The organism is Desulfobaculum bizertense DSM 18034 (assembly GCF_900167065.1).
GTDB classification, from domain to species: Bacteria; Desulfobacterota; Desulfovibrionia; order Desulfovibrionales; family Desulfovibrionaceae; genus Desulfobaculum; species Desulfobaculum bizertense.
In genome coordinates this window covers 97,859-124,649 of the sequence record NZ_FUYA01000001.1, presented here as the reverse complement: position 1 = coordinate 124,649, position 26,791 = coordinate 97,859, and the positions used below count along the sequence as shown (strand labels likewise).

The window sequence follows — 26,791 nt, the reverse complement described above, 5'->3', positions numbered from 1 at the left end:
CCCATCAGGACCCCGGCTTTTTATATCTACAGGAATCTACATCTCTTTCTTTTGCAGGACCGGCTCTTCCTTTTCTGCCAGATCTCTATTTTGGCTATGTTCGCCCCGGCCGATCATTTCCCGGAACTCTTCGCCATAGAGGCGCAGCATGACCATTGCGAAAGACAGGATCAGCGGACCATAGAGCAGCCCCGGTGCGCCAAAGGCCTGCAAGCCACCAATCACAGACAGGAAGATGTACAGAAGCGGCATTCCCGAAGCGCCTCGCATAAAGTACGGGCGAAGGAATGTATCAATATTTGTAACCAGCAGCCCGCTCCAAATGACGAGGAACAGCGCAGATTTCCATGAGCCAATAAGGACCAGAAACAGTGTTGCAGGCACCCAGACAAGCCCGGTTCCAACGATTGGAATCAGTGACGAAAATCCCATCATTGTGCCCCAGAACAGTCCTGGAATACCAACAATCGCAAGCCCGATTCCACCTACGATGCCCTGGAGCATCGCAACCAGCAGGCCACCGACCAGCACTGAGCGGGCAATCCGGCGCAGGCTGTCAAAAATTCTGTTTTCCTGATCCTCTCGCAGCGGAGACAGCGACTTGATGTAGTCGATCATGCTCTGCCCGTCACGCAGCAGGAAAAACAAAATAAACAGCATAATCAGGAAGTGCAGGGTCAGGGAAAACGCATTACTCAGAACGCTTGTTCCAAGCTGGATGGAGAATTGCCCAACCTTTTGGGAAAAGCGCACCAGTCCCGCCTGAAAATCTATCTGTTCAAGGTGGATAAACGGCATTTTTGCATCTATCCACGCCATGAAGCTACTCACATGCGTTTGCCCCAGCATGCTATCCACGTCAGTGTGTGTTATCCAGTCCGTCAGCTGTGTAATTGATGATGCGGCCTGTGTTGCCAGCCCACCAAGGAACAGAAATGCGGGAATAAAAATACACACCGTCACCAGCAGCACGACGATACCTGCCGAGATATTGCCTCGGCCGCCGAGTTTCCCCATAAGGAACCTGAAAAGCGGAGTAAAAATACCCGCAAGGACGCCAGAAAAAATAATGGAATTCAAGAAAGGCGCAAAAACTTTCCATGCAAGGTACATGGCAAAGAGAATCAGGGCGAAAAGAAAAAACGAATAATAGCGCCGGCCACTGCGGGCTGACCATCTTTGGCCATTTTCGGTTTTCTCGGTTTTCTGTGTCATTATCATCCTCCGGCAGGGGCACTGCCTGAAAAAGTATCGTCTTCAGATTCAGTCTAACAGCATTTCCACATCACTAACACAGAGCATTATTGAAAAACCAGCGCAGCACATGTGCAAATTTATGCCCGTCAGCGCTGTATTTTCATTTATTTTCTCATCAACTTCTTAATTTTCTTCATTTTTTAATTTCTCCCCCCTCGCGTCTCTTCCAGCTCCGCCACAAAAAATCAGAGAAAACTTCTCTAAATTGACAAGCACCAGCTCTGGCGCTACAGCCCAAAAGCAAATACCAGCGAAGGAGAAACGCCATGAGGGAAAAAATCGAAAAGGCTCTCGAAAAGGTCCGCCCCGCTCTTCAGGCAGACGGTGGTGACGTCGAACTCGTCAACATCACTGAAGAGGGTATGGTCCAGGTCCGCCTTCAGGGCGCCTGCAAAGGCTGTCCCATGTCCCAGATGACGCTGAAAAACGGCATCGAGCGCTTTATTCTCAAAGAAGTGCCCGACGTTAAGGGCGTTGAAGCCGTCTAGGCTGCCCCCGCTTTTTTCATTTTTGTGCCCCGCGTTTTCCGCTTGGACCTGCGCGGGGCTTTTGGCGCTTTTCGCTTTTGCATGATTTTTCCGGTAGCATCGCTATCGAACACATACTGCTTTTTTCAGGAGTTTCCACATGAGCACAATGGTTACCCGATTCCCCCCGAGTCCCACTGGATACCTCCACATCGGTGGTGCCCGTACAGCACTTTTTAACTGGCTGCTCGCCCGTCGAAACGGCGGCCGCTTTGTCCTGCGCATCGAAGATACTGACACCGCACGTTCCACCCCGGAAATGACACAGGCTATCCTCGACGGCATGAGCTGGCTCGGTCTCGACTGGGACGAAGGTCCTTACCTCCAGAGTGAACGCACCGAGCGCTACAACCTCGCTATCGAAAAGCTCCTCGAAACTGGACACGCATATTACTGCGAATGCACCCCCGAGGAAGTTGACGCCATGCGTGAAAAAGCTCGCGCCGAAGGTAAAAAGCCCCGCTACGACGGCTGCTGCCGTGATAAAAACCTCGGCCCCGGCGAAGGCCGCGTCGTCCGCTTCAAGGCTCCTACCGGTACCTGTGCATGGCACGACATGGTCAAGGGCGACATCAGCATGGAATATGAAGAAATGGTCGATGACTTCATCATCCGACGCGCCAACGGCTCCCCAATGTACAACCTCGCTGTTGTCGTTGACGATGCCGAAATGGGCATGACCCACATCCTGCGCGGTGAAGACCATCTCTCCAACACCCCCAAGCAGATCGCCCTCTATCAGGCCCTCGGCTATGACGTCCCTGAATTCGGTCACGTCCCCATGATCTTCGGCAACGACCGCAAGAAACTCTCCAAGCGTCACGGCGCCATGAGTGTCATGGAATACGAAAAGATGGGCTTCCTCCCCGAAGCTATGGTCAACTATCTCGTCCGCCTCGGATGGGGTCACGGCGATCAGGAAATCTTCACTCAGGAAGAACTCATCGGCTGCTTTGATACCCACGGCCTTAACAGCTCTCCCGCTATGTTCGACATGAAAAAGCTCGAAAGCGTTAACGCCCACTACATCAAGGAAGCCAGCATTGATCGTCTCGTCGAGCTGCTCGATCGCCATCTCAAGGACCTCGGCATCTCCGCCGCCCCTGAGAAGCTCGCCCAGATCGTCCCCCTGTATCAGCCCCGCGCTGTCACCATGCGCGACATGGCAGAGCAGTGTTCCTTCTTCCTCGAAGACGACGAAACCCTTGAGTATGATCCCAAGGGCATGAAAAAGCACCTCAAGCCCACCGCCTGTGAGCTGCTTACCGAAGTCCGCGGCATGCTCGCCGACCTCCCCGACTTCGAAGAAGAAACCCTCGACAAGGCTCTCAACTCCTTCGTCGAAACCAAAGAAATTAAATTCGGAAAAATCGCCCAGCCCATCCGTGTCGCTGTCACTGGACGGACCTTTAGCCCCGGACTGCACGAAACCCTGCACGTCCTCGGCAAAGAAAAGTCCCTCCGACGCATCGACCGCGCCCTTCAGCTCAAAGCTGAACAGGCCGCTGAGCAGGCATAGAACTGTACAGAAAAAGATGAGGAAAAGGGGAAAGGTATGTTGGTGGGGGCGCTGCCCCCAAACCCCCGCCGGGGCCAGCCCCGGACCCCGCGTAAGGGAATGATTCCCTTACGTATCCTCATCGCGTTTAAAAGCCGTGGAAGCTTCGCTTCCACGGCTTTTAAACGTATTGGGGCTAGCGTCGAGAGCCTCTTTCTCTTCTGCGTGTTGCCACCATTTTCTTTCTGAACGCGAGCGTTCAGAAAGAAAGGGGTGAGGCGCGAAGAAAAAAAAGACACACCTAGTTAATTAGGCCGAAAAAAAGGGGCCGGATGAAGGGGAAAGCCAAAGGCTTTCACTCATCCGGCCCCTTTTTTCGGGCGATAGCGGGATTCCCAAGGGCCTCGTCCTTGGGCGGGGTCAAGGGGCAGCGCCCCTTGCAGGGTTTGGGGCAGCGCCCCAATAAAACACCCTGCCCGCCCGGCGCCTCTTGCAGAGCACGAGACAGAGTCTCGTCCCCCACCCTCTCGCGCTTTTTTAAATAAAAAAGCTCCAGCTTTGCAGGCTGGAGCTTTTTCGCGTAAAACCAAAAAATTGGTTCGGCAGCGTTTACTTGCTCGGCTTAGCAACCGCGCCGGAGCGGATACAGCGAGTGCAAACGTCAAGGCGTTTTACTTCACCGGAATCGAGCTGCACGCGAACGCGCTGCAGATTCGGGTTAAACCGACGCTTGGACTTATTGTGAGCGTGGCTCACGTTGTTGCCGCTCTGGGGACGCTTACCGCAGATAGCACAAACCTGACTCATGGGAGACCTCCTCAAAATCATCTATTTCGCGACGGTATGCGTTATAGTGCGCACCGTCCAACAAAATCATACTCAATTTTATCCGGCAGAGCTACAATGTTTCACTCACACGGAATTTGCCCCTTTATCTCTTCCACGGCCAAAACGCAAGCGCTTTTGCCTTGACAATAAGAAATAATCACATATAGAGAATCCCTCTTGCGAGGTTAGCATGACGAAATACATCATCAGCATGGCGGACATCCCGGCCGAGGGTCGGGAATTTCTTTTTTCAGAACAGGAACTCTGGTTGGAGCCCTGTAAAGATTTTCATATTGAGGCAAAAACGAAGACGCCCGTAGAGGGTCGTTTGACCGTTCTGCCTCAGGGTCCTAAGTCATGTCTCGTGCGCGGTCAACTGGAAGGCCAAATTACTCTTCCGTGCGATCGTTGTAACGCTGATTCTGTCGTTACCATTTCGGAACATTTTGACGTATACGAAGAAGTGGGCGATACAGACGAGGCGGATGAGCCACGGCTCTTCGAGGAAGACGGCCAAGTAAAGCTTGACGCCGGCGCTATCCTTTGGGAACAATTCCTGCTCGCTCTTCCGGCCAAGCCATTGTGCCGGGAGGATTGCAAGGGGCTGTGCCCGAAGTGTGGTGCGGACCTGAACAAAGGTGATTGCGGGTGTGAGACACAGAGCGCAGATCCACGTTTAGCGGTTCTCCGTGGTCTCAAAATTCCCGACAAAAAATAATTCCACCGAGTCGTCCCTATTATTTGGAGACTTCGCGGATAATACAAGAGAGGTAGACGAAAATGGCAGTACCTAAGAAAAAGACGTCCAAGTCCAAGCGTGGCATGCGTCGTTCTCACGACAGAGTGGCCGTTCCCACTGTGACGTTCTGCGAATGCGGTGAGCCGATGCGCCCTCATCGTGCATGCAGCAAGTGCGGCAACTACAAAGGCAAGCAGCATCTCTTTAAGGATGAAGCCTAGTAACAAGCCACGAATAGCCGTTGACGCCATGGGTGGCGACAGCGGTCCCAGCGTCGTCGTCCCCGGTGCGGTCGAAGCAGCCCGCAGGCACAATCTTGCCATTGTGCTTGTTGGTGATGAGTCCTCTATTAGCACCGAGCTGTATAAGCTCGATACTACAGGACTAGATATTTCTATCGTCCACGCCGGGGACGTCGCTGAAATGAGCGAAAAACCCTCGGAAATTCTTCGGCGCAAAACCGACACCTCGATTCAGGTAGCCTGCCGTCTGGTCAAAGACGGCGCTGCAGATGGTGTTGTTAGCGCTGGACATTCCGGCGCCACGGCAGCCTGTGGTATGTTTATCATTGGCCGCATCCGTGGCGTAAAGCGTCCTGCCTTTGCGAGCGTCCTTCCTACCGTAAAAAAACCGATGGTCCTTCTCGACGTCGGTGCCAATGTCGATTCCAAGCCTCAGCATCTTTTCCAGTTCGCCATCATGGGTGACGTATTTGCCCGGGACGTACTGGGATACAATGCCCCGAGCGTGGGCCTGATGTCCATTGGTGAAGAGGAAGGCAAGGGAAACTCCACTGTCCGAAAAGCTTTTGAGCTTATTCGTGACTCTGCGGTTTCGTTCCGGGGCAACGTTGAGGGGCGTGATGTTTTCACTGGCGACGTTGACGTCATTGTCTGCGACGGTTTTGTTGGAAACGTTGTGCTCAAGCTTTCCGAGGGCCTTGGCAGCAGCCTAGGCAAAGTGCTCAAGCGTGAGCTTTTGGGAAGCTGGCTCGGACGAATCGGGACATTCCTTGCAAAGGGACGCCTCAAACGCTTTGCCAAATTCGTGGATTACGCCGAATATGGTGGTGCACCCATTCTGGGACTTAATGGAATTGTCATTGTTTCGCATGGCTCTTCCAACCAGAAAGCCATCACAAATGCCGTAAAAATGGGCGGACAGTTCGTACTGTCCGGGGCAAATGAGCACCTCAAGGCTGCTCTTCAGGCCGACAGGGAAATCCTCAAGGCTGCTGGCTAGTCCAGCATACTGCCCGATATAATTCCGAAGACGCATCTTGCGTGCAAGGTGCTTCCGAGACAATCTAAAAAGTTGATGGTGCAATGACTACGAAAGCATATATCCGCGGTCTCGGCTATCACGTTCCAGAGAAAATCGTAACCAACACCGATCTGGAAAAGATTGTTGAGACGTCCGACGAGTGGATCTCTACCCGTACTGGAATTCGGCAGAGACATGTTGCCGCAGAAGGCGAAGCGACGTCTGATCTTGCTGCAGGAGCATCGCGCAAAGCGCTTGATGCCGCGGGGATCAGTGCCAAAGAGCTGACGCACATTTTCTGCGCAACCTGCACTCCTGACGAAGCCTGCCCAAGCGCCTCGACCCGACTCCAGCACAAGATTGATGCTGCACAGTGTATGTCCGTGGACATGAACGCAGCGTGCTCTGGTTTTCTGTACGCGCTGGAAACAGCCCGAGGCATGATCGCACTGCATCCCCAGTCCAAAGTTCTGGTCAGCGCCGCAGAGGTCATGACCAGCCGCATCAACTGGGAAGACAGGACAACCTGTGTTCTTTTTGGTGACGGAGCGGGAGCAGCTGTTGTGAGTGGCGAAAAGGGAGACGACGGAATCGAGCTTGTTGATTCCATTGTTGAGGCTGACGGCCAGCACGGCGACCTTCTGGTCATGCCTGCAGGCGGCTCCAAAATCCCCTATCGTCTTGGCGACGTCATCAGTGAAGAGCATTTTCTGCACATGACGGGTCGCGAAGTTTTCAAGGTAGCAGTTCGCAGCATGGTTGATGTTTGCAAGCGGATTCTGGCCCAGAATGACCTGACCGTGGACGACATTGACTGGCTGGTTCCGCACCAGGCCAACAGCCGCATTATTGAAGCTGTCGGCAAAAAACTTCAGGTTCCCACAGAAAAAGTTTTTGTCAACGTGGACCGCTTCGGCAACACCTCTGCCGCAAGCATAGCCATAGCGCTTGGTGAAGGCGTCGAGTCTGGGGATTTCAAACCCGGCCAGACCGTCCTTCTGACCACTTTTGGTGGTGGCTTCACATGGGCCGCTTACCTGCTGCGCTTTTAGTCCAATCTCGCGTCGTTTTAGACCGTCTAAAAACATGCGTGCGCAACGTCTTCGCTAAGCGACTGACTTTGCACGTGATTGGAACTTGCGACGAAAGTTGAAGTCCCGTAAGAATTCGGCTACAAAATTCAGGTTCAATTCCCTGTCTGAAACATAAGGAAGAATGACATTATGAGCGATCTCGTAAAAACAGCCCTGGTCACTGGTGGCTCACGCGGCATTGGCAAAGCGTGCGCACTGCGCCTTGCGCAGGACGGTTTCCAGGTCTATCTGACCTATGTCAGCCGCCCAGAAGAAGCTGAGGCTGTGGTAAAAGAAATCGAAGAAAACGGCGGTAGCGCCAGCTGCTTCCGTCTCGATAGCTCTGACCGCGACGCCGTGGCTGCATTCTTCAAAGAACATGTGAAAGGCAAGGTTGAGCTTGCAGCACTGGTGAATAACGCTGGCCTCACCCGCGACGGTCTGCTCATCCGCATGAAGGACGAGGACTGGGACCGCGTGCTTGAGGTCAACCTGACTGGCGCCTTTACCTGCCTGCGCGAGGCTGCCAAAATTATGGTTCGCCAGCGCTCAGGACGTATCGTGAACATGGCCTCCGTGGTGGGTCAGTCCGGCAATGCCGGACAGGCAAACTACGTTGCGTCAAAGTCTGGTCTTATTGGTGTGACCAAAACCGCAGCTCTTGAGCTTGCAAGCCGTGGCATTACAGTAAACGCTGTTGCCCCTGGTTTCATCACCACCGACATGACCAAAGACCTTCCGGAAAAAGTTCTGGAAGCCTTTACGTCCCAAATTCCCCTAAAGCGACCCGGCCTCCCCGAAGACATCGCTGGAGCGGTTTCGTTCCTCGTGTCCAAGGATGCCGCGTACGTTACGGGGCAGGTGCTGTCTGTGACTGGCGGCATGTACATGTAGTTTGGCGCAGACAGGCAAAACCTGCTACGCTTACCATCACGAAAACACTGCTCCCCGAGAGCAAAAAAAAGACACTGGAGGGCACATTATGTCCGTTGAAGCAAAAGTAAAAGAGATCATTGTCGAGCAGCTCGGCGTTTCCGAAGACGAAGTGAAGAACGAAGCATCCTTTGTTGAAGATCTCGGCGCTGACTCCCTGGACCTCACCGAACTCATCATGGCTATGGAAGAAGAGTTCGGCTGCGAGATCGACGATGACGAAGCCCAGAAGCTCATCAAGGTGCAGGACGCCATCGACTACGTTGCTAAAAATAAGTAGGTTTTTTCCTACTTTTCCCATATTGTCCCGAAGCGTCTTGAGCCACTAACGGCCCAGGGCGCTTTGGCATTTCAAAACCCCAGACGCGCAAGCGTGTCCCCGACCAGAAAAGGCGAGGAGCAATGAACAGAAAAAGGGTTGTAGTTACAGGCCTCTCGGCCATCACACCTCTCGGCAAGGACCTTGATTCCAGCTGGGACAATCTCGTTAAGGGTGTTTCCGGTATCGCTACCGTCACCCAGTTCGACGCCTCCGAGTTTGCCACCCAGATTGGCGGCGAGGTCAAGGATTTTGATCCCAAAGCGTTCATCCCACCCAAGCAGGTACGACGCATGGAGCGTTTTACCCAGTTTGCCGTGGCGGCAACCAAGATGCTGATGGACGATGCAGACTACAGTATTCCTGAAGAGGAAGCACACCGTGTCGGCATCAACATCGGCGTTGGCCTCGGCGGTCTTCACACCATCGAGACAACACACGAAAAACTGATGAAGGGCGGACCCCGCAAGGTGTCTCCGTTCTTTATCCCGATTGTCATCTCGAACATGGCTCCGGGCATGGCCGCCATTAACATTGGCGCCAAAGGTCCGAACCTGACCACCACTTCCGCGTGTGCCTCTGGCACTCACGCCATTGGCTATGCATTCTCCGAGATCCTTCTTGGCCGTGCAGACGTCATGGTTTGCGGTGGTTCCGAATCGACAATCACCCCACTGGGCTTTGGTGGCTTCTGCTCCATGCACGCCCTGAGCACCAGAAATGATGAGCCAGAAAAGGCATCCCGTCCCTTTGACAAGGACCGCGACGGCTTCATCATGGGTGAAGGCTGCGGCCTGCTGCTCATCGAAGAATATGAGCACGCAAAGGCACGTGGCGCAAAAATCTACGCAGAAATCGTTGGCTTCGGCGCTTCTGACGATGCACATCACATGACCTCTCCCATCGATGATGGTTCTGGCATGTCGCTGTCCATGCAGAATGCGCTGGATGATGCTGGTGTCACCCCTGACGTTGTTGATCACATCAACGCTCACGGTACCTCCACGTATCTGAACGACCTCTGCGAATCCCGCGCAATCAAGAATGTCTTTGGGGAGCGAGCCAAGGATATTTCTATTTGCAGCACCAAATCCATGACCGGTCACCTGCTTGGCGCCGCTGGCGGCGTTGAAGGTGTGTTCTCCGTGATGGCCCTGCACAAGGGCGTGGTTCCTGGAACCATCAATCTGGATAACCCCGGCGAAGAGTGCGACCTTGATTACACCGCAAACGGCTCTGTTGAGCGCCAGTGCGAGTACGCAATGTCCAACTCCTTTGGCTTTGGCGGTACCAACGGTACCCTGCTGTTTAAGCGCTTCGTCGACTAGTTCTCTCGGGCATCCGGTCCCAAAGCCGGATGCCTGATTTTTCTCTCTCCAATCACCGCACAAAAGGGGTCGACCATGGAAGAACTTTTCCTTCAGGATCGAGAGATTGCCAAAGCAATTGATCTCGAAATCGATCGGCAGATCAGCAAGCTTGAGCTTATTGCATCCGAAAACTTTACTTCTCCTGCTGTCCGTCAGGCTATGGGCAGCGTGCTGACGCACAAGTACGCCGAGGGCTACCCCGGAAAGCGCTACTACGGTGGCTGCGAATACGTCGACATGTGCGAAGACCTCGCACGTGACCGAGCAAAAGACCTTTTTGGAGCTGAATACGTTAACGTCCAGCCCCATTCTGGTTCTCAGGCCAACATGGCTGTGTACTTTGGTTTCCTGAAACCCGGCGACACCATCATGGGCATGGACCTGTCTCACGGCGGTCACCTGACCCACGGAAGCCCGGTCAGCTTCTCTGGCAAACTTTTCAACGTCGTGTCCTACGGTGTCAGCAAAGACACCGGCACCATTGATTACGACGAAGTTGCAGAAATTGCCCGCAAGAATCAGCCCAAGCTGATCATTGCCGGTGCCAGCGCCTACCCCCGCATCATCGACTTTGCCCGCTTCCGCGCCATTGCCGATGAAGTTGGCGCCAAGCTCATGGTCGACATGGCACACATCGCCGGTCCCATTGCTGCTGGCCTGCATCCCTCCCCGATTGGGTATGCTCACGTCACCACCACAACCACGCACAAAACCCTGCGCGGCCCCCGTGGCGGCATGATTCTGTCCAGCGAAGAGTTCGGCAAAACCCTGAACTCCCAGATTTTCCCCGGCATTCAGGGCGGCCCGCTGATGCACGTCATTGCATCCAAGGCCGTTGCCTTTGGCGAAGCCCTGAAGCCCGGCTTCAAAAAGTACCAGAAGCAGACCCTTGCAAACTGCAAGACTCTGGCGCAGACACTGACCGACGCAGGCTACTCCCTCGTGTCCGGCGGCACGGATAATCACCTCGTGCTCCTTGACCTGACGGATAAAGATATTACTGGTAAAGATGCAGAGCTTGCTCTCGACACGGCAGGCATCACCTGCAACAAAAACACCGTACCTTTCGATACCCGCTCTCCCTTTGTGACTTCGGGCATTCGTCTTGGTACTCCGGCCCTGACCACCCGTGGCATGACCGAAGCAGATATGCAGAAAGTAGGCGGCTGGATTGTTGATACCCTCAAGAATATTGACAATGAGACCCGCCTCGGCGAAATTCGACGTGACGTAGAAGCATTCGCCCGTCAGTTCCCTCTGTACGCCTGGTAAACAACACGATCACAAACCGGGCGGGAGGAGAACAGTGCCTCCCGCCCGTTTTTTTTGCCTTCGGGCACTGCGGGCGCTAGCCTCATTTGAAATTCGACTCCGCGGCCTGCCAGCCGCAAAGGGATACGCTTATGGAAAACAGACTCCCCTGGCCCGATTACTTCATGGGCATAACCTACATGGTTGCTGAACGTTCCACCTGCACCCGGCGCAAAGTCGGGGCTATTGCGGTGCGGGACAAGCGTATCCTTGCCACTGGGTACAACGGTGCCCCTGCCAACCTCTCCCACTGCCTCGAAGTGGGCTGCCTGCGCGAACAGCTCAATGTGCCATCTGGCCAGCGACACGAAATCTGCCGCGGCCTCCACGCCGAGCAGAATGTCATCATTCAGGCTGCCGTGCACGGCATCAGCATTGCCGAAGCCGACATCTACTGCACGACCCAGCCCTGCCTCATCTGCGCAAAGATGCTCATCAACTGTGGGATCAAAAATATTTATTTCGCTGAGGGCTACCCCGACGAACTCTCTGAAAACATGTGCAAAGAAGCGGGGGTACGTCTTGTCCGACTCGAATACACGCCTCGTTAATGCCACGGAGCTGATGCTCCACGCTGTGGAACTGGCTAAAAAAGGCCGTCGCCACACAGCTCCCAATCCCAGCGTTGGCGCCCTGCTTGTGCAGGATGGCGCCATCGTTGCCGAAGGATGGCACAAAGCCTATGGCGGCCCACATGCAGAGATCGAATGCCTGCGTGATGCAGAAGCACAAGGCGTCAATCCAGCGGACTGCACCATGTTCGTCACACTTGAGCCGTGTAACCACACGGGCAAAACTCCGCCCTGCTCCAAAGCAGTGCTCAAGGCTGGCGTCAAGGAACTGTACATCGGCGCTCTGGACCCAAACCCGGTTGCCCAGGGCGGCGCTGAATTCCTGCGCGAAAACGGCGTCACAGTGCACACAGGCATTGCAAAAAAAGCCTGTGAATCCCTGATTGCGGATTTCCGCATCTGGAACAAGACCAGCAGCCCCTATGTCATCCTGAAACTCGCCAGCACCATTGATGGCAAAATTGCCACCCGCACAGGACATTCCCAGTGGATTAGCTGCGAAGAGTCCCGCAAGGCCGTGCACAGGCTCCGCGCAGGCGTTGATGCCGTGCTCATTGGTGCAGGAACGCTCCGGGCAGACAATCCAAGCCTGGACGCCCGTCTCGAAGGCCTTCCTGAGGACTTTGAACAGCCCCTGGCTGTTGTCGTCACCCGCCGCCTGCCCAACTCCGAATCCGACATTCAGCTTTTGCGCCGCCGCGCGTCCTCCACTATTTTTTGGACAACGGTTGCTGCCGCTTCCAGCTCGCAGGCAAAAGCACTGCGCGAACTCGGATGCCGAGTCTGGGGTTTTTCCCCGCAGGGCAAGGGAATTGACCTTGCAGCTGGTTTAGAACAATTGCGTGAAGAATGCGGAGCTTACCGGGTTTTATGCGAGGGAGGGGGCGTTTTGGCCTTGAATTTCCTCGAATCTGGTCTTATTGACGAATTCCGGCTTTTTGTTGCACCCAAGATTTTGGGCGACACAGAAGCCCGCGATCTTTTTTCCGGTCGCTCTCCGCTGACTATGGATGAAGCCATCCAGCTCAGGACTTCCGAGTCCCGGCCAAGCGGCGACGACACACTCATAATTTACCGACGGGAGGCTGGCTAAAATGTTCACCGGACTCGTGCAGACCACGGGAACCGTACGCGCGCTCAATCCGCGAGGAAACGAGACGCGTCTTAACATTGGCATTCCCGCTGGAAGCTTCCAGAACATCGAGCTTGGCGAAAGTATCGCCATCAACGGTGTCTGCCTTTCCGTAGAAACGTTTGGTGACGCCTGGTTTACCGCCTACGCCTCTGGCGAAACACTCTCCCGGACCAATATTGGTGCCCTGCGCACCGGGTCCATTGTCAATCTGGAGCGTGCGCTTGCCCTTGGTGACAGGCTTGGTGGACACATCGTCAGCGGACACATCGACTGCCTTGCTCACGTCGAGTCTATCGCTCCCGCTGGACAGTCCCGCATATATCGACTCAAATTCCCCACAGCGCAGGGGCAGTACGTCATAGAAAAAGGTTCTGTTGGTCTTGATGGCATTAGTCTGACCGTCAATGACTGCGGACCCGACTGGCTAGAAGTGAATATCATTCCAGAAACGCAGCGAACCACGACCATCAGCCAGTGGGCACCTGGGTATGGTGTCAACATGGAAACCGACTTGATTGGAAAATACGTGCGTCGTATGGTCGCGCCCTGGAATGGAGAAACCCCATCTTCCACAACGGAAGACGCTGGTATTACCGAAGCATTCCTTCGCCTGAACGGATTTTAGATCTGCTCACACCGCCTGTGCGCCTGCACGCAGAGGCGGGCACAGCGGACAATCCAGCGATATATTTGAAAGAGGTAGAAAGTCATGAGCAATAGCCCCATTTGTACGGCTGAAGAAGCCATCGAAGAAATTCAACAGGGCAAAATGATTATTCTCGTTGATGACGAGGACCGTGAAAACGAAGGCGATCTGACTATCGCCGCAGAATTTGCAACCCCCGAAGTCATCAACTTCATGGCAAAATACGGCCGTGGTCTCATTTGTCTGCCAATGGCAGAGCAGATGGTTGACCGCCTCCAGCTGCCCATGATGACCAACAAAAACGAATCCGGTTTTGGCACCCCCTTCACCGTGTCCATCGAGGCACGCGAAGGCGTCAGCACTGGCATTTCCGCTTTTGACCGCTCCACCACCATCCTGACCGCCATCAAGGACGACGTGACCCCTCACGACATCGTGACTCCCGGCCACATCTTCCCCCTGCGCGCCAATCCCGGTGGAGTTCTGGCCCGCGCTGGCCAGACCGAAGGAAGCGTCGACCTCGCCAAGCTCGCAGGCCTCAAGCCCGCAGCTGTCATCTGCGAAGTCATGCGTGACGACGGCAACATGGCCCGCATGCCAGACCTCATTGAATTTGCCAAAGAGCACAACCTGAAAATCGCCACCATCCGCGACCTCATCGAGTACCGCATGAAGTTCGGCAAGCTCGCTGTGGACCGCGTTGCAGAGGCTGACCTGCCCACCTGCTTTGGCGGCATGTTCAGAGCTGTTGCTTTCTACTCCGACATTGATAAAAAAGAGCACCTCGCGCTTGTGAAGGGCGACATCCAGCCCGGAGATGAAGTGCTGGTCCGTGTGCACTCCGAGTGCCTGACCGGTGATACCCTTGGCTCTCTTCGCTGCGATTGTGGTGGCCAGCTTCAGGCGGCCATGAAGATGATCGAAGACGAAGGCAAGGGCGTCCTTCTTTACATGCGTCAGGAAGGCCGCGGAATCGGCCTGTGCAACAAAATCAAGGCATACGCACTTCAGGACAAGGGCCTCGACACTGTCGAAGCCAACCAGAAGCTTGGCTTTAAGGCCGACCTGCGCGACTATGGTGTCGGCGCACAGATTCTGGTGAGCCTTGGTGTGACCAAGATGCGGCTCATGACCAACAACCCCAAAAAGATCATCGGCCTCGAAGGCTATGGTCTGGAAGTTGTGGACCGTGTGCCCATCGAAATGAAGTCCTGCGAATGGAACTTCCACTACCTTGAGACCAAGAAAGAAAAAATGGGGCATATGCTCCATCTGGACGACGAGGAATAACGGCCTGACAGTCCGCCCAATATCCCAGAAAGGAGACCTACCATGTACCATGTGAAAACCATTGAGGGACAGCTTGAGGCAAAAGGCCTGAAGTTTGCTATCGTTGCCAGCCGTTTCAATGACTTTATTGTTGACCGGCTCGTTGGCGGCGCTGTTGATTATCTGTCCCGTAACGGTGCAGAAAAGGACGACCTCGTCATCGTCAAAATTCCCGGAGCATACGAAATGCCTCTGGTCGCCCGCAAGCTTGCCCGTTCCGGCAAGTACGACGGCGTCATTTGCGTGGGTGCCGTGATTCGCGGTGCTACCCCGCACTTTGATTATGTGTGTGCTGAATGCGCCAAGGGCATTGCTCAGGCATCTCTGGATACTGACGTTCCCGTTGGTTTCGGCATACTGACAACTGACACACTCGAACAGGCCATTGAACGTGCTGGTTCCAAGGGTGGCAACAAGGGCGTTGAAGCCGCTAGTGCTACTCTGGAAATGGTCCGTGTCATGGAGCAGATCTAGTCAATGACTGAACAGAAAAAAGGAAGCCGCCGGGGCGGACGCCGCCGTGCATTTGAAGTTCTCTATTCCCTGAACTTCAATGAAGTTGACAGCAAACGGGACCTCGAAAAGATGTTCCGCCTTGCTCCGGCCCCCTCCGAAGAAGCCGCAGAGCGTAACGCTTCGGAGCGAAAGGAGTTTGCTTGGGAACTCGTCTCTGGTGTCTGGGAACATAACGCCGACATCGACAAGAAAATTGACGAGTACTCCCAGCACTGGAAGCTATCGCGAATTGCACGCATCGAGCTGACTATCCTGCGCCTTGCCCTTTTCGAAATGCTGTACGTGAATGACGTCCCCTTAAAGGTCGCCATCAACGAAGCAATCGAACTCGCAAAGCGTTTTGGAGACGACAATTCCAAAAACTTTGTTAACGGCATTCTGGATGCTGTTGCCAAAGCAATTGAAAATGGTCAGCTTAGGGTTCGTTAAAGACGCAAGGCAACTTCCGCTCATAACGCCGCGTGTCTGTCTCAGGCGCGCGGCGATTACGCATGGGCAGGGTTCTTCTACTCTCAGTACGTGGACACACCGCAGAAAGCGGCAAAGCGAACTGAGATGGGATGTCCCTGCCTCACTCATTGCCTCTGGCAACTGGGCGGAACCTCTGGCCGAAACAGTGTTTCGGCTCAACTGGACGTCGTGGATTTTGTGCACGGAAAGCATCAAAGAGACATGCAGTGCTTCCGTAACGGAATCCCTCTCCGCATGGGGGCGGGGCTTTTGGCCCAGCTACACCGCAGACGCCGTGGTCTACATCGAAGTAGGCGACAGCATGCGCGAAGACGTCTACGCCTGCGTCCGGGAATGGCAAAAAGCCTATTCCCATGTGACGTTTCAAAGCGCATTTGATATTGACCTGCAGGTGAAGCAGGAACGTGAGCGCTGGCAAAACGCATCAACAAAAGAACGCGCCGCGATACTGTGGAACCGCATTCGCGAAAGATTCTAAAAGGAAATTCAATGTCTGAGTATACTCCCGACAGCATAGAGAAAAAATGGCAGGAGATCTGGGAAGAGAACAAATATTTCAAGGCCGAAGTCGACCACAGCCGTGAAAAGTACTACTGCCTCGAAATGCTCCCCTACCCCTCCGGCCGCCTGCATATGGGCCACGTCCGGAACTACTCCATTGGTGACGTTCTGGCCCGCTACGAGCGTATGCAGGGCAAAAACGTTCTCCATCCAATGGGCTGGGATGCCTTTGGACTGCCGGCAGAAAATGCTGCACTGAAAAACAACACCCAGCCTGCAAAGTGGACCTACGAGAACATCGCCACCATGCGCGCACAGCTCAAGCGGCTGGGCTACTCCTACGACTGGGATGCCGAGCTGGCGACCTGCCATCCCAAGTATTACAAGTGGGAACAGGAATTTTTCATCAAGCTCTACAACAAGGGCCTGATTTATCGCAAAAAGGCACCCGTCAACTGGTGCCCGAAGTGCAACACCGTGCTGGCAAACGAACAGGTTGAAGACGGCCTGTGCTGGCGCTGTGATTCCAAGGTTGAGCAGAAAGAGCTGTCCCAGTGGTTCCTGCGCATTACAGAATACGCAGACGAACTGCTTGAGTTCCTCGACAAGCTCCCGGGCTGGCCTGAGCGCGTGCGCACCATGCAGCGCAACTGGATTGGCCGCAGCTACGGTTCCGAGCTGGACTTTGAACTCGAAGGTCTGGACGAAAAGCTCACTGTCTTTACCACCCGTCCCGACACCCTGTACGGCTGCTCTTTCATGAGCATCGCTGCGGAACACCCGATGGTTGAAAAACTCATCGAAGGCAAGGAACAGGCTGAAGCTGTCCGCGCTTTTGTGAAAGAGACCACCGAAATGGACCAGTTCGACCGCAGCTCTGACAGCCTCGAAAAGAAGGGTGCCTTTACTGGCGCATACTGCATCAACCCTGTGAACGGCGACCGTCTGCCCATCTTTGTGGCAAACTTCGTTCTCATGGGCTACGGCACTGGTGCTGTCATGGCTGTTCCGGCTCATGACCAGCGCGACTTTGAGTTCGCCCAAAAGTATGACCTGCCCCTCAAGGTTGTCATCCAGCCCAAGGACGAGGCTCTTGATCCGGCAAACATGACCGAAGCCTACACTGCTCCGGGCGTGCTGGTGAACTCCGCCCAGTTTGACGGCATGGAAAACAAACCTGCACAGGAAGCCATTACCGACTATCTCGCCGAGACGGGTCGCGGCCGCAAGACCGTGAACTACCGCCTGCGCGACTGGAACATTTCCCGCCAGCGTTTCTGGGGTGCTCCCATCCCGATGATTCACTGCGACAAGTGCGGCATTGTTCCGGTTCCGACCGAGAATCTGCCCGTGCAGCTTCCTGACGATGCACAGGTTCTGCCTGACGGCCGCAGCCCGCTGCCGCACACCCCGGAATTCTACGAAGTGACCTGCCCGGTCTGTGGTGGCAAAGCCCATCGCGAAACCGACACCATGGACACCTTCATGGAATCCTCCTGGTACTTCCTGCGCTACACCTGCGCCAAGGACGACACACAGGCTCTTGATCCCGAAGCCGTAAAATACTGGCTGCCCGTCGACCAGTACATCGGTGGCATTGAGCACGCTATCCTGCATCTGCTCTACGCCCGTTTCTTCATCAAGGCCCTGCGCGATGAAAATATTATTGAACTCGACGAACCATTTGAAAACCTGCTCACTCAGGGTATGGTGCTCATGGATGGTTCCAAGATGTCTAAATCCAAGGGCAACGTTGTTGACCCTGACGAGATGATCGGCAAATACGGTGCAGACACAGTCCGCCTGTTCTGCCTCTTTGCTGCTCCGCCGGAAAAAGACCTTGAGTGGAACGACAAGGGCATTGAAGGCTCCGCCCGTTTCATCAAGCGTATCTGGCGTGTCGTGAACGATCTCGGTGGAAAGCTTGACGCTGTTGAGCCTTGCGCATCTGTTGAGGGCATGAGCCTCTCCTCCGCTGCCAAGGACATGCGCCGCAAAGAGCACGAAACCGTCAAGAAGGTCACCGAAGACATTCGCCGTGCCTTCCAGTTCAACACCGCCATTGCAGCCGTGATGGAGCTGGTGAACGACATCTACCATCAGAAAGACGAGCTGATGAAAACCGAAGACGGCCGCTATGTGCTGGCCTCTACCCTGAGCACGGCCCTGACCGTTCTGTCTCCGGTTGCACCGCACGTCTGCGAAGAACTCTGGCAGCAGCTTGGTCACGCCGACCATCTGGCAGCCCGGTTCTGGCCCAAGTATGACGAAAAAGCCCTGGTCCGCGACGAAATAACCGTCGTTGTTCAGGTCAATGGCAAGCTCCGCGGCCGTCTGAACGTCGCTGCAAACGCTGCACGCGAAGACATCGAAAAGGCCGCTTTGGCCGAGTCCAACGTCGCCGCTCACATCGAGGGCAAAACTGTCCGCAAGGTCATCGTTGTACCCGGAAAACTGGTCAACATCGTGGTAGGCTAAATGCGACATCTGCTGACGACTCTTTTGGCAACTCTGCTGGCTCTGGTTCTGACAGGATGTGGATACCATTTTTCTGGTCAGGCAAGTGGCGACGACATCGTCCTTGACTCTGCACACAGAAAACTCTGCATCCGTAGTGTGGAAAACCCCACCCTGAAACCGTGGCTGGAAAGCCTTGTGCGTTCCCGCGTGCGTGATGAATTCACCAAAAGGCAGATCATTGAATGGGCTTCTGTCAAAGACGCCACCGCCGACATGTACATTGACGTGACCTCGTTTACGTCAAACTCTTCACTGAAAGACTCCGATGATGTCACAGTGAAATCTTCGGCAGACATCAACCTGACTGCAAAAATCGTTAGCAGAGAAACTGGCGAGACGCTCTGGAGCTCCGGCAATGTTTCTGCAAGCCAGACCTTTACCACTGCCCGCGACGCTGCTGAGCGCCGGGTGGTCGACCTGGCCCTGCGGCGACTTGCTGACCGCCTCTTTGAAGCGTACTAGTCACCACAACCACGCAACCACACTGCGCCGGTCCGCACTCTGGCGGGTCGGCGCAGTTTTTTAGCTCACCACAACGGGGGAGCCGCATGTCCCGTCCCGGATTTTCTTTTCTTCTCTGCCCAGATGCAGAACTTCTCCGCCTGCGAATCGAGGACCTTGTTCAGGAACACGGTGCAGACACAACATGGGTGCGCCGCGTCTACTGGGCTGATGAAGGCGACCTTCCCGGTGCCTTTTGGCAGGACATGAGCATTCCTGACCTCATGGGGACCTCCCGCCTTGTCGTCATCCGCCGCGCCAACGCCTTTCTCGTGGACAGCTGGAACAAGCTAAGCTCCACGCTTGCCAGTTTCAACAGCCAGATATGGCCAATTTTTTGCCTTGAGGGCGGGCTGGATAAAAAAGGAAATCCCAAGACACCCAAAACGCTCACCAAGCAAAAATACTGGGCTGTGGCAGAAAAAAAAGGCTGGGTCTGGAGTTCACCGGGACTCACCAGAAACACCCTCCCCAATTTTATTGCTGACTATGCCCGCCGCAACGGAAAAGACATTCCGATTCCGGTTCGCCAGTCCCTGACCCAGCTTTTGCCGCTGGATGCAGTGGGAGCACGAAACGAACTGGACAAGCTCGCACTCGCGGCAGGCGACAGCGAACGCATCACGGACGAACACCTTGGCATTATCTCTTCCGAGGCCGACGTGGATGTTTTTTCGTTCATCTCCATGCTCTTCTCTGGCCGCTCGCCAGAAAAAGTCTGGAAGCGCGTTTTTGACAACCGCCTTGTCAGTTCTTCCGACAATATTTTATTTTCCTTTCTTGCCCTGCTCCAGCGAGAGGCCCGCATCCTGTGGGAAATGTCGATGGGTGAACCCCCGTCCACATGGGTTCCTCGCAACATGGTCGGCAAAAAACAGACACTCGCCCGACAGCTCGGCCCATCCCGGCTCGCCAGTGTCTGGGATCTCGCCTTTGAAGCAGAACTGGGCATCAAGTCTGGCCAGCGAAGTCCAGAGCAGGCATTCGAGGCCCTTATTGGGGGACTCTATGCTGTTTTTCGGGATGCAAACCCTTCCAGAATGCGATAACCCCTCTTCATAACGGGAAGAAGCAGCAAGAAATTCTGCGCAAATCTCTTTAATTTCAGGTGGCCCTCTTGCCCGCCCCGTTCCGAAGACCTATTATGACTAATACTCGGCATTATATGGGGCACAGAAAACGGCTTCGCGAACGCCTTGCCCATGACCCCCGGCAGCTTGCGGATTATGAAATCCTTGAGATGCTGCTGGGCTATGTGCTTGTTCGGCAGGATACCAAACCACTGGCAAAAGCCCTGCTTGACGAATTCGGTTCTCTTCCCGGAGTTTTTGCCGCGCATCCTTCCGATCTTCGACGCATCAAAGGCTTTGGACCAAAGCTGGAAAGCTTCTGGAGTCTCTGGAAGGAAACATGGGCCAGAATGAGCGAACTTCCGCTCAGGTCCCGCCCACAGCTCAACACCCCGGACGCGGTTGCCTCAATGGCAATTGCCCGCCTTGGCACCTGCACCCGCGAAGAATGCTGGGTTGCACTCCTGGACAAGGCAAACGGCCTGCTCTCATGGGACAGGCTCACGCAGGGCACTGTTGACCAGACCCCTATTTATGTCCGGGAAGTCCTTTCACGCGCGCTGGAACATGGAGCAAGCTCCATCATCCTTGTTCACAACCATCCAAGCGGAGATACTCACCCGTCCCGTCAGGATGAAGAAGTGACAGCACGCGTCTGCCGGTCCGCGCGAGACATGGGAATGCGAGTCCTTGACCATCTGGTGGTCAGCGGCAACTCCTTTTTTAGTTTTCAGTCGCACGGACTACTCTAAGCCGCCCAGCCTGGGCGTTTGCACAGGAGGAGGGTCATGAGACAGCGTACAGGCACACGACACAGCCACGCAGCCCCCGTGTCCCCGGCAGAAGACATTCGGCACAGGCCGAGAGATTTTTTCATGACTAATGAACAGCTTTTCGTGGCGACACACAGAGCAGCGACTGTGCACGGGCCGCGTCCAGAACAACGATACTCAAGCATTCCAGAGGGAGCGCACATGACGGACGATATACTCGAATCAATTCTCGTTCTCGCCGAAGAGGACGACGCATCCGCCGGGGCCATTGGAACTGCCCCTGACGACGATGACAAAAGAAGCACCATCCAGTACCCGGATGTCCTGCCTGTTTTGCCTGTGCGGGATATCGTCGTTTTTAATTACATGATCCTGCCACTTTTCGTGGGTCGAGAGAAATCCATCTCCGCTGTCCAGTCCGCACTGGAAAAACAGCGTTTCCTGTTCATGCTGACCCAGCGTGACGAAAAAGTGGAAGATCCCAAGCCAGACGAGCTGTACGAATACGGCACAGTCTGCTCCATCATGCGTACGCTCAAGATGCCTGATGGTCGCCTCAAAATTTTGGTTCAGGGCATGAGCCGCGGCCGGGTCAAAAGCTTTGTGGAAACAGAGCCGCACCTGCGCGCCGAAGTGGAAATTCTTCCTGAGCCAAAGCTCGAAGAAACCAACTCCACCATTGAAGCCATGATTCGGGCCGCCAAGGACCAGACCGAGCGCATTATGAACCTGCGCGGTGTGTCCTCCCCAGACATCATGGGTGTCCTGAACAGCGTCAGCAATCCGGGCCGTCTCTCTGATCTGGTTGCATCCAACCTGCGCCTGCGCGTACCGGATGCCCAGGCCATTCTGGAGACCCTCGACCCGGTTGACCGTCTGGACCTCACCAATGCCCAGCTTGCCAAAGAAGTGGAAGTTGCCTCTATGCAGGCTCGCATCCAGTCTCAGGCCAAAGAAGGCATGGACAAGGCTCAGAAAGATTTTTACCTGCGTGAACAGCTCAAGGCGATCCGCCACGAGCTTGGTGACATGGCCGACGAAAGCGAAGAGCTGGACGAAATCCGCGAAGCGCTGAACAAGGTCAATCCGCCAGAAGCCGTGCGCAAAGAAGCTGACAAGCAGCTCAAGCGCCTGACCAGCATGCACCCGGACTCTTCCGAAGCAACCGTCATCCGGACCTATCTGGACTGGATCACTGACCTGCCGTGGCAGGAGCTTTCCGAAGACCGTCTGGACATCAAGGAAGCCCAGAAAATTCTGGATACGGACCACTACAACCTGCAAAAGGTCAAGGAACGTATTCTGGAATACCTGTCCGTGCGCAAGCTGAACCCTGAAATGAAAGGACCGATTCTCTGCTTTGTTGGCCCTCCCGGAGTTGGCAAGACCTCTCTTGGTCGTTCCATTGCCCGCGCCCTTGGCCGCAAGTTTCTGCGCATTTCCCTTGGTGGCATGCGCGATGAAGCAGAAATCCGAGGCCATCGCCGCACTTACATTGGCGCCATGCCCGGCCGCATCATTCAGGGACTCAAGCAGGTTGGTACCCGCAACCCTGTGTTCATGATGGACGAAATCGACAAGCTCGGCGCAGATTTCCGGGGCGACCCGTCCTCTGCCCTGCTCGAGGTTCTTGATCCAGAGCAGAACAGCAGCTTCTCGGATCACTACATGAACGTGCCTTTTGACCTGTCTGGCATCATGTTCATCTGCACGGCAAACTCGCTGGATTCGGTTCCGGCTCCCCTGCTTGACCGCATGGAAGTCATCCGCATCCCCGGATACACCGAGCAGGAAAAGGTCAAAATTGCCCACCGCTATCTCCTGCCCCGTCAGATCAAGGATAACGGTCTGGAAGCACAGGAAGTTCAGCTTTCCGACACGGTACTGCGTGACATTATCCGCGGCTACACGCGTGAAGCTGGCCTGCGTAACGTTGAACGCGAAATCGGAAGCGTTTGCCGCAAGCTGGCCCGCAAAAAGGCCGAAGGCAAATCAGGTCCCTTCCGCGTCACCCCTGCTGGTCTGGAAAAATATCTTGGCCCGGCAATCTTCCTTGACGAGGAAATGGAAAAGAATCTGCCCGCAGGCGTTGCCATTGGTCTTGCATGGACCCCGGTTGGCGGCGAAGTTCTTCACATTGAGGTCACAACCATGAAGGGCAAGGGAAAACTTGTCCTGACAGGCAAGCTTGGTGACGTGATGAAAGAATCTGCACAGGCCGCTCTTTCTCTGGCCCGCAGCCATGCTGATGTCTTTGGCATCGATCCGGAATTCACGGAAAAGCATGACATCCACATCCACGTTCCGGCCGGAGCAACACCAAAAGACGGCCCGTCCGCTGGCGTAACGCTGGTCACCGCCCTGATTTCTGCCCTCACCGATATTCCGGTGCGCGCAGACGTGTGCATGACTGGTGAAATCTCCCTGCGTGGCCGAGTCCTGCCTGTTGGCGGCATCAAGGAAAAAATCCTTGCTGCGGTTGCCCACGGCATGACCCATGTCTTCATCCCCAAACAGAACCGCCGCGACCTTGCCGAAGTTCCCGCAGAGCTTCGCCGCAAGATCAAGGTCACCCCTGTTGAAATGGTTGACGAGATCTGGCCTCAGGTCTGCACCAAAAAAGCTGACTAGCCAGTTCCTCATAAAAAAACAGACGGCCCGCTTCCATCGCTGGAAGCGGGCCGTCTTTTTTCTGCTTTCAAAAAACGTTGCGCAGTCGTCAGGCTACTCTTCGAGCAGACCTTTTTTTGCGGCATGGTCGACCATTTCAACAACAGCCCGGTCGCCATCAAGAAACAGCTCAATCAACTCTTCCTTTGTCCGCTCGCTCAGGCAGGAATCAATGAAATCCTTGATGCCAAGAGCAACGCACATCTGCGCAAGTTCGGGAAGTTCTACACCTTCGGTGACATGCTCAAAAAGCGCACCGTCATAACACTCCAGCAGCTCTTCGTGCGAAAGAGCTTCCAGTTCTGCACGTTCATCCTGTGCCATCGTCCTATCCTCCAGAACGCAAAAAGTCGTTTGTCGTGCCCATGTACTCACTGGCCGGGCTTCTGTCCATAGACTGCCACTGGCCTTCCCCACCCACTGTGCTATGCTCAGAAGCATATCGCATGTTTTGACCTCAGCCCGCTGGCGCATGCCCCGGCTGTGCCGCACCTACAGGGGGACCTCATGTCTTCACTTTGCATACACGGTCACTTTTATCAGCCACCACGCGAAAATCCGTGGCTTGGAAGCCTCCCGCCAGAGGGAAGCGCGGCTCCGTTCCTCAACTGGAACCAGCGCATTGGCCGGGAGTGCTATTCCCCACTCGCCTGGGCATCCATCCTAGATGCACAGGGCAAAGTCATGACCCTGTGCAACTGCTACGAGCATATCAGTTTCAACTTTGGCCCCACGCTTCTCTCATGGATGCAAAGCAACATCCCCAAAACCTACCACAAAATTCTTCGTGCCGACGCGGCCTCGCGGGAACGCCTCGGCTTTGGCAACGCTCTTGCTCAAGTCTGCCACCATCTTATCATGCCGCTGGCAAGCGACGAAGACAAAAAGCTCGAAACAGCATGGGCCATCAAAGACTTCGAACACCGCTTCAAGCGCCATCCAGAAGGAATGTGGCTCCCGGAAACCGCCGTGGATACCGCAAGTCTTGAAGTCCTTGCAGAGCACGGCATTGCCTACACCATACTCGCCCCCCGGCAGGCAGCCGCAGTCTCCCCCCGCGACGCAGACGACTGGCACCCGGTCACCGAGGCGCAGCTCGACTGCACCCAGCCCTATCGGGTGGATCTGCCCTCTGGTCGAAACATCTCAGTCTTTTTCTATAACGGTCCCATCTCACAGGCCATTGCCTTCGAAGAACTTTTGCGCAACGGCGAAAATTTCTGGCAACGCCTGCGTGGTGCCAGCTCACAGGGCCTGCTGTCCATTGCCACGGATGGAGAAAGCTATGGTCACCACTTCACCTTTGGAGAAATGGCGCTGGCCTACGTGCTGGGACAGGCTGAAAAATCTCACGATATTCAGCTCACCAATTACGCAGCATACCTTGCAGCACATCCGCCTCTGAACCGGGTCCGCATCCACGAAAACAGCTCATGGAGCTGCGCACATGGCATTGAGCGCTGGCGCTCGGACTGTGGCTGCAACACAGGCGGGCACAGCTCATGGAACCAAAAATGGCGCACACCCCTGCGCCACGCTCTGGACAATCTGCGCACGGGCATTCGCCAGCACTTTGAACGCAGCGCCCCGCGCTACTTCCAGAATCCAGACAACGCCGTGCAGGACTTTGAACCCGTTGCGCTCTGCTCGGCAGATGCTGACGAATTTGCCTACCACCACCTCCGCACCGAGCTCAGCGAAACAGAACGCACCGAGGCATGGAGCCTTTTGTCCATGCAGCTCTGGTCCCTGTCCTCGCTCGCGAGCTGCTCATGGTTCTTTGACGACATTGACCGCATAGAACCGCTTAACGCCATGAGCTACGCCACCCGCGCCCTTGAGCTGGCCGAGTGCACCGGAGCAGATGCAAAAGCCCTCAAAGAGGCGTTCCTGCACGAACTGGAGCCTGCCATTCCAAACAGCGGCCGGGCCGCAACAGGCCGCCAGCTCTATGACCGTTTCATCACACCTCGCCGCATTAGCCCCATGCGGAGCCTGTGCCTCAGTCTGTACAGGCTCCATGTGCAAAACTGCCTGCCGTCCCCCGGCAACAGAACAGAACTCCACTGGCCGCTTCTGACAGCCGCAATCACTTGCACAGAGCACAGCGGCTCGCAGGCAAAAGGACGAGCAGAACTCACCCTGCTTTTTGGTGAACGGCACCAGCTCAACTGGCAATGGGACGCGCCGGGAGCACCAGACTTTGGACGCTGCTCACTCTGCTCAGAAACAGGCGAAATTCTGGAAAGCTGCACTCTGCAAGAGCTTTCTTGGGGCCAAAAACAGGCACTGGCACTGGAAGGAATAGAAATCAGCGCGGCTCAGCACTGGGCGCAGGAGACAACACAGGCGCGAAGGCTTTTGCCCCTGCTCCAGCCCATGACAGAGGGCCAGACACAGGAAAATCTCCGCTATCTCTGGGCGCAGATATGGGCAGCGCTGGGGTGGGAATACTGCCGACAGGAACAGATTCCTCAGGAAATTGGGAAAATCGTGGCCGGACTTGGGCCGGGAGAGGACGAAAAGCAGCGTTTCTCGCATCAGGTCGAGCGCGGAATGCTGGGACTTTTGGAATTGTCCCCGACGGATGCTGACGGTGCGCTGTGGCTTCTTTTGCGCGCGCGGGAGCTTTTCCCGGAAATAGACTGCTGGCGTCTCAGAAACCGGGTCTGGGATTTGGGCGTCCAGAAGCCCGAGCTGCGAGAGCTGGCTCTGGCACTGGGCTTTGCTCCAGACGCCCTAGGAAACTAGAAAGAATAGTGCGGCGGAGGCGGATCAGGAATGTTCCCGCCTTCGTCGTAATCTATTTCAAGGAGCTTGCGCGTCACTCGCTCAAGCTGCCGTTCCATACGGTCAATCTGTTTCTGCTGCGAAGCAATCACGTCGTTGAGATCATCAATCACCTTGAGATTCATCGCGGTATCGCTTTCCAGCCGAATAATCCGTTCTTCAAGAGTGCGTTCCATAAC

At 55.2% G+C, this 26,791-nt stretch carries 27 protein-coding genes; 23 read left to right on the top strand and 4 right to left on the bottom strand.

Annotated elements, in window-relative coordinates; all coding sequences use genetic code 11:
* Positions 1-36: 36 nt before the first annotated feature.
* The gene (locus tag B5D23_RS00550; protein WP_159445861.1) at positions 37-1,215 is read right to left on the bottom strand and encodes an AI-2E family transporter; all 1,179 of its coding nucleotides are present in this window, start codon (positions 1,213-1,215) and stop codon (positions 37-39) included.
* 308 nt (positions 1,216-1,523) lie between these two features.
* Between B5D23_RS00550 and B5D23_RS00545 the strand changes: the two genes are divergently transcribed.
* Together B5D23_RS00545 and gltX are read left to right on the top strand one after the other, a co-directional pair.
* The gene (locus tag B5D23_RS00545) at positions 1,524-1,745 is read left to right on the top strand and encodes a NifU family protein (RefSeq protein WP_078683442.1); all 222 of its coding nucleotides are present in this window, start codon (positions 1,524-1,526) and stop codon (positions 1,743-1,745) included.
* A 139-nt stretch (positions 1,746-1,884) separates the two neighbouring features.
* Complete coding sequence (gltX, locus tag B5D23_RS00540) at positions 1,885-3,303, top strand: glutamate--tRNA ligase (protein ID WP_078683441.1); 1,419 nt, start codon at positions 1,885-1,887, stop codon at positions 3,301-3,303.
* 588 nt (positions 3,304-3,891) lie between these two features.
* Here the strand turns inward: gltX and rpmB are convergent.
* The gene (rpmB, locus tag B5D23_RS00535) at positions 3,892-4,089 is read right to left on the bottom strand and encodes a 50S ribosomal protein L28 (protein ID WP_078683440.1); all 198 of its coding nucleotides are present in this window, start codon (positions 4,087-4,089) and stop codon (positions 3,892-3,894) included.
* A gap of 211 nt (positions 4,090-4,300) precedes the next feature.
* Here rpmB and B5D23_RS00530 point away from each other — a divergent pair, with 211 nt between their 5' ends.
* From B5D23_RS00530 to lon, 20 genes are all read left to right on the top strand, one after another.
* Positions 4,301-4,828 carry a YceD family protein gene (locus B5D23_RS00530; protein ID WP_078683439.1) on the top strand — a complete coding sequence of 176 codons (528 nt, stop codon included), beginning with the start codon at positions 4,301-4,303 and terminating at the stop codon, positions 4,826-4,828.
* A 62-nt stretch (positions 4,829-4,890) separates the two neighbouring features.
* Entirely contained in the window at positions 4,891-5,070 is a 180-nt protein-coding gene (gene rpmF, locus B5D23_RS00525) for a 50S ribosomal protein L32 (protein WP_078683438.1), read from the top strand.
* Entirely contained in the window at positions 5,060-6,091 is a 1,032-nt protein-coding gene (plsX, locus tag B5D23_RS00520; protein ID WP_078683437.1) for a phosphate acyltransferase PlsX, read from the top strand. Before rpmF ends, plsX begins: the two co-directional genes overlap by 11 nt.
* Positions 6,092-6,174: 83 nt before the next feature.
* A complete protein-coding gene (locus B5D23_RS00515) occupies positions 6,175-7,164 on the top strand; it encodes a beta-ketoacyl-ACP synthase III (RefSeq protein WP_078683436.1) in 990 nt (329 codons plus the stop codon).
* Positions 7,165-7,335: 171 nt separating this feature from the next.
* Positions 7,336-8,079, top strand: coding sequence for a 3-oxoacyl-[acyl-carrier-protein] reductase (gene fabG, locus B5D23_RS00510; protein WP_078683435.1), 744 nt, complete (start codon positions 7,336-7,338; stop codon positions 8,077-8,079).
* 88 nt (positions 8,080-8,167) lie between these two features.
* Positions 8,168-8,398 (top strand): acyl carrier protein, encoded by a 231-nt coding sequence (gene acpP / locus B5D23_RS00505; protein ID WP_078683878.1) that lies wholly within the window; start codon positions 8,168-8,170, stop codon positions 8,396-8,398.
* 122 nt (positions 8,399-8,520) lie between these two features.
* Positions 8,521-9,765 (top strand): beta-ketoacyl-ACP synthase II, encoded by a 1,245-nt coding sequence (gene fabF / locus B5D23_RS00500; protein WP_078683434.1) that lies wholly within the window; start codon positions 8,521-8,523, stop codon positions 9,763-9,765.
* A 75-nt stretch (positions 9,766-9,840) separates the two neighbouring features.
* Entirely contained in the window at positions 9,841-11,079 is a 1,239-nt protein-coding gene (gene glyA, locus B5D23_RS00495; RefSeq protein ID WP_078683433.1) for a serine hydroxymethyltransferase, read from the top strand.
* Positions 11,080-11,210: 131 nt separating this feature from the next.
* A complete protein-coding gene (locus B5D23_RS00490; RefSeq protein ID WP_078683432.1) occupies positions 11,211-11,669 on the top strand; it encodes a deoxycytidylate deaminase in 459 nt (152 codons plus the stop codon).
* A complete protein-coding gene (gene ribD, locus B5D23_RS00485) occupies positions 11,641-12,783 on the top strand; it encodes a bifunctional diaminohydroxyphosphoribosylaminopyrimidine deaminase/5-amino-6-(5-phosphoribosylamino)uracil reductase RibD (RefSeq protein WP_348980878.1) in 1,143 nt (380 codons plus the stop codon). Before B5D23_RS00490 ends, ribD begins: the two co-directional genes overlap by 29 nt.
* 1 nt (position 12,784) lies before the next feature.
* Complete coding sequence (locus tag B5D23_RS00480; protein ID WP_078683430.1) at positions 12,785-13,450, top strand: riboflavin synthase; 666 nt, start codon at positions 12,785-12,787, stop codon at positions 13,448-13,450.
* A gap of 84 nt (positions 13,451-13,534) precedes the next feature.
* A complete protein-coding gene (locus B5D23_RS00475) occupies positions 13,535-14,761 on the top strand; it encodes a bifunctional 3,4-dihydroxy-2-butanone-4-phosphate synthase/GTP cyclohydrolase II (RefSeq protein WP_078683429.1) in 1,227 nt (408 codons plus the stop codon).
* Between the two features lie 42 nt (positions 14,762-14,803).
* On the top strand, positions 14,804-15,274 hold the full coding sequence (ribH, locus tag B5D23_RS00470) for a 6,7-dimethyl-8-ribityllumazine synthase (RefSeq protein ID WP_078683428.1): 471 nt from the start codon (positions 14,804-14,806) through the stop codon (positions 15,272-15,274).
* A gap of 3 nt (positions 15,275-15,277) precedes the next feature.
* Positions 15,278-15,745, top strand: a complete 468-nt coding sequence (nusB, locus tag B5D23_RS00465) for a transcription antitermination factor NusB (RefSeq protein WP_078683427.1) — start codon at positions 15,278-15,280, stop codon at positions 15,743-15,745.
* Positions 15,723-16,265 carry a hypothetical protein gene (locus B5D23_RS00460; RefSeq protein WP_078683426.1) on the top strand — a complete coding sequence of 181 codons (543 nt, stop codon included), beginning with the start codon at positions 15,723-15,725 and terminating at the stop codon, positions 16,263-16,265. Before nusB ends, B5D23_RS00460 begins: the two co-directional genes overlap by 23 nt.
* Positions 16,266-16,276: 11 nt before the next feature.
* Positions 16,277-18,766 (top strand): leucine--tRNA ligase, encoded by a 2,490-nt coding sequence (gene leuS / locus B5D23_RS00455; RefSeq protein ID WP_078683425.1) that lies wholly within the window; start codon positions 16,277-16,279, stop codon positions 18,764-18,766.
* On the top strand, positions 18,767-19,270 hold the full coding sequence (gene lptE / locus B5D23_RS00450) for an LPS assembly lipoprotein LptE (protein WP_078683424.1): 504 nt from the start codon (positions 18,767-18,769) through the stop codon (positions 19,268-19,270). It begins immediately after the preceding gene.
* 86 nt (positions 19,271-19,356) lie between these two features.
* On the top strand, positions 19,357-20,358 hold the full coding sequence (gene holA / locus B5D23_RS00445; protein WP_078683423.1) for a DNA polymerase III subunit delta: 1,002 nt from the start codon (positions 19,357-19,359) through the stop codon (positions 20,356-20,358).
* A gap of 95 nt (positions 20,359-20,453) precedes the next feature.
* Positions 20,454-21,131, top strand: a complete 678-nt coding sequence (locus B5D23_RS00440; RefSeq protein WP_078683422.1) for a JAB domain-containing protein — start codon at positions 20,454-20,456, stop codon at positions 21,129-21,131.
* A gap of 222 nt (positions 21,132-21,353) precedes the next feature.
* A complete protein-coding gene (gene lon / locus B5D23_RS00435; RefSeq protein ID WP_078683421.1) occupies positions 21,354-23,783 on the top strand; it encodes an endopeptidase La in 2,430 nt (809 codons plus the stop codon).
* A gap of 93 nt (positions 23,784-23,876) precedes the next feature.
* Here lon and B5D23_RS00430 read toward each other — a convergent pair whose 3' ends face one another.
* The gene (locus tag B5D23_RS00430; RefSeq protein WP_078683420.1) at positions 23,877-24,146 is read right to left on the bottom strand and encodes a hypothetical protein; all 270 of its coding nucleotides are present in this window, start codon (positions 24,144-24,146) and stop codon (positions 23,877-23,879) included.
* 183 nt (positions 24,147-24,329) lie between these two features.
* On the opposite strand from B5D23_RS00430, the gene B5D23_RS00425 reads away from it, so the two are divergent.
* Positions 24,330-26,573 (top strand): DUF3536 domain-containing protein, encoded by a 2,244-nt coding sequence (locus tag B5D23_RS00425; RefSeq protein ID WP_078683419.1) that lies wholly within the window; start codon positions 24,330-24,332, stop codon positions 26,571-26,573.
* Here B5D23_RS00425 and B5D23_RS00420 read toward each other — a convergent pair.
* Positions 26,570-26,788: a SlyX family protein gene (locus B5D23_RS00420; RefSeq protein WP_078683418.1), complete on the bottom strand. Its 219-nt coding sequence runs from the start codon at positions 26,786-26,788 to the stop codon at positions 26,570-26,572. The genes B5D23_RS00425 and B5D23_RS00420 overlap by 4 nt on opposite strands.
* Positions 26,789-26,791: the final 3 nt, after the last annotated feature.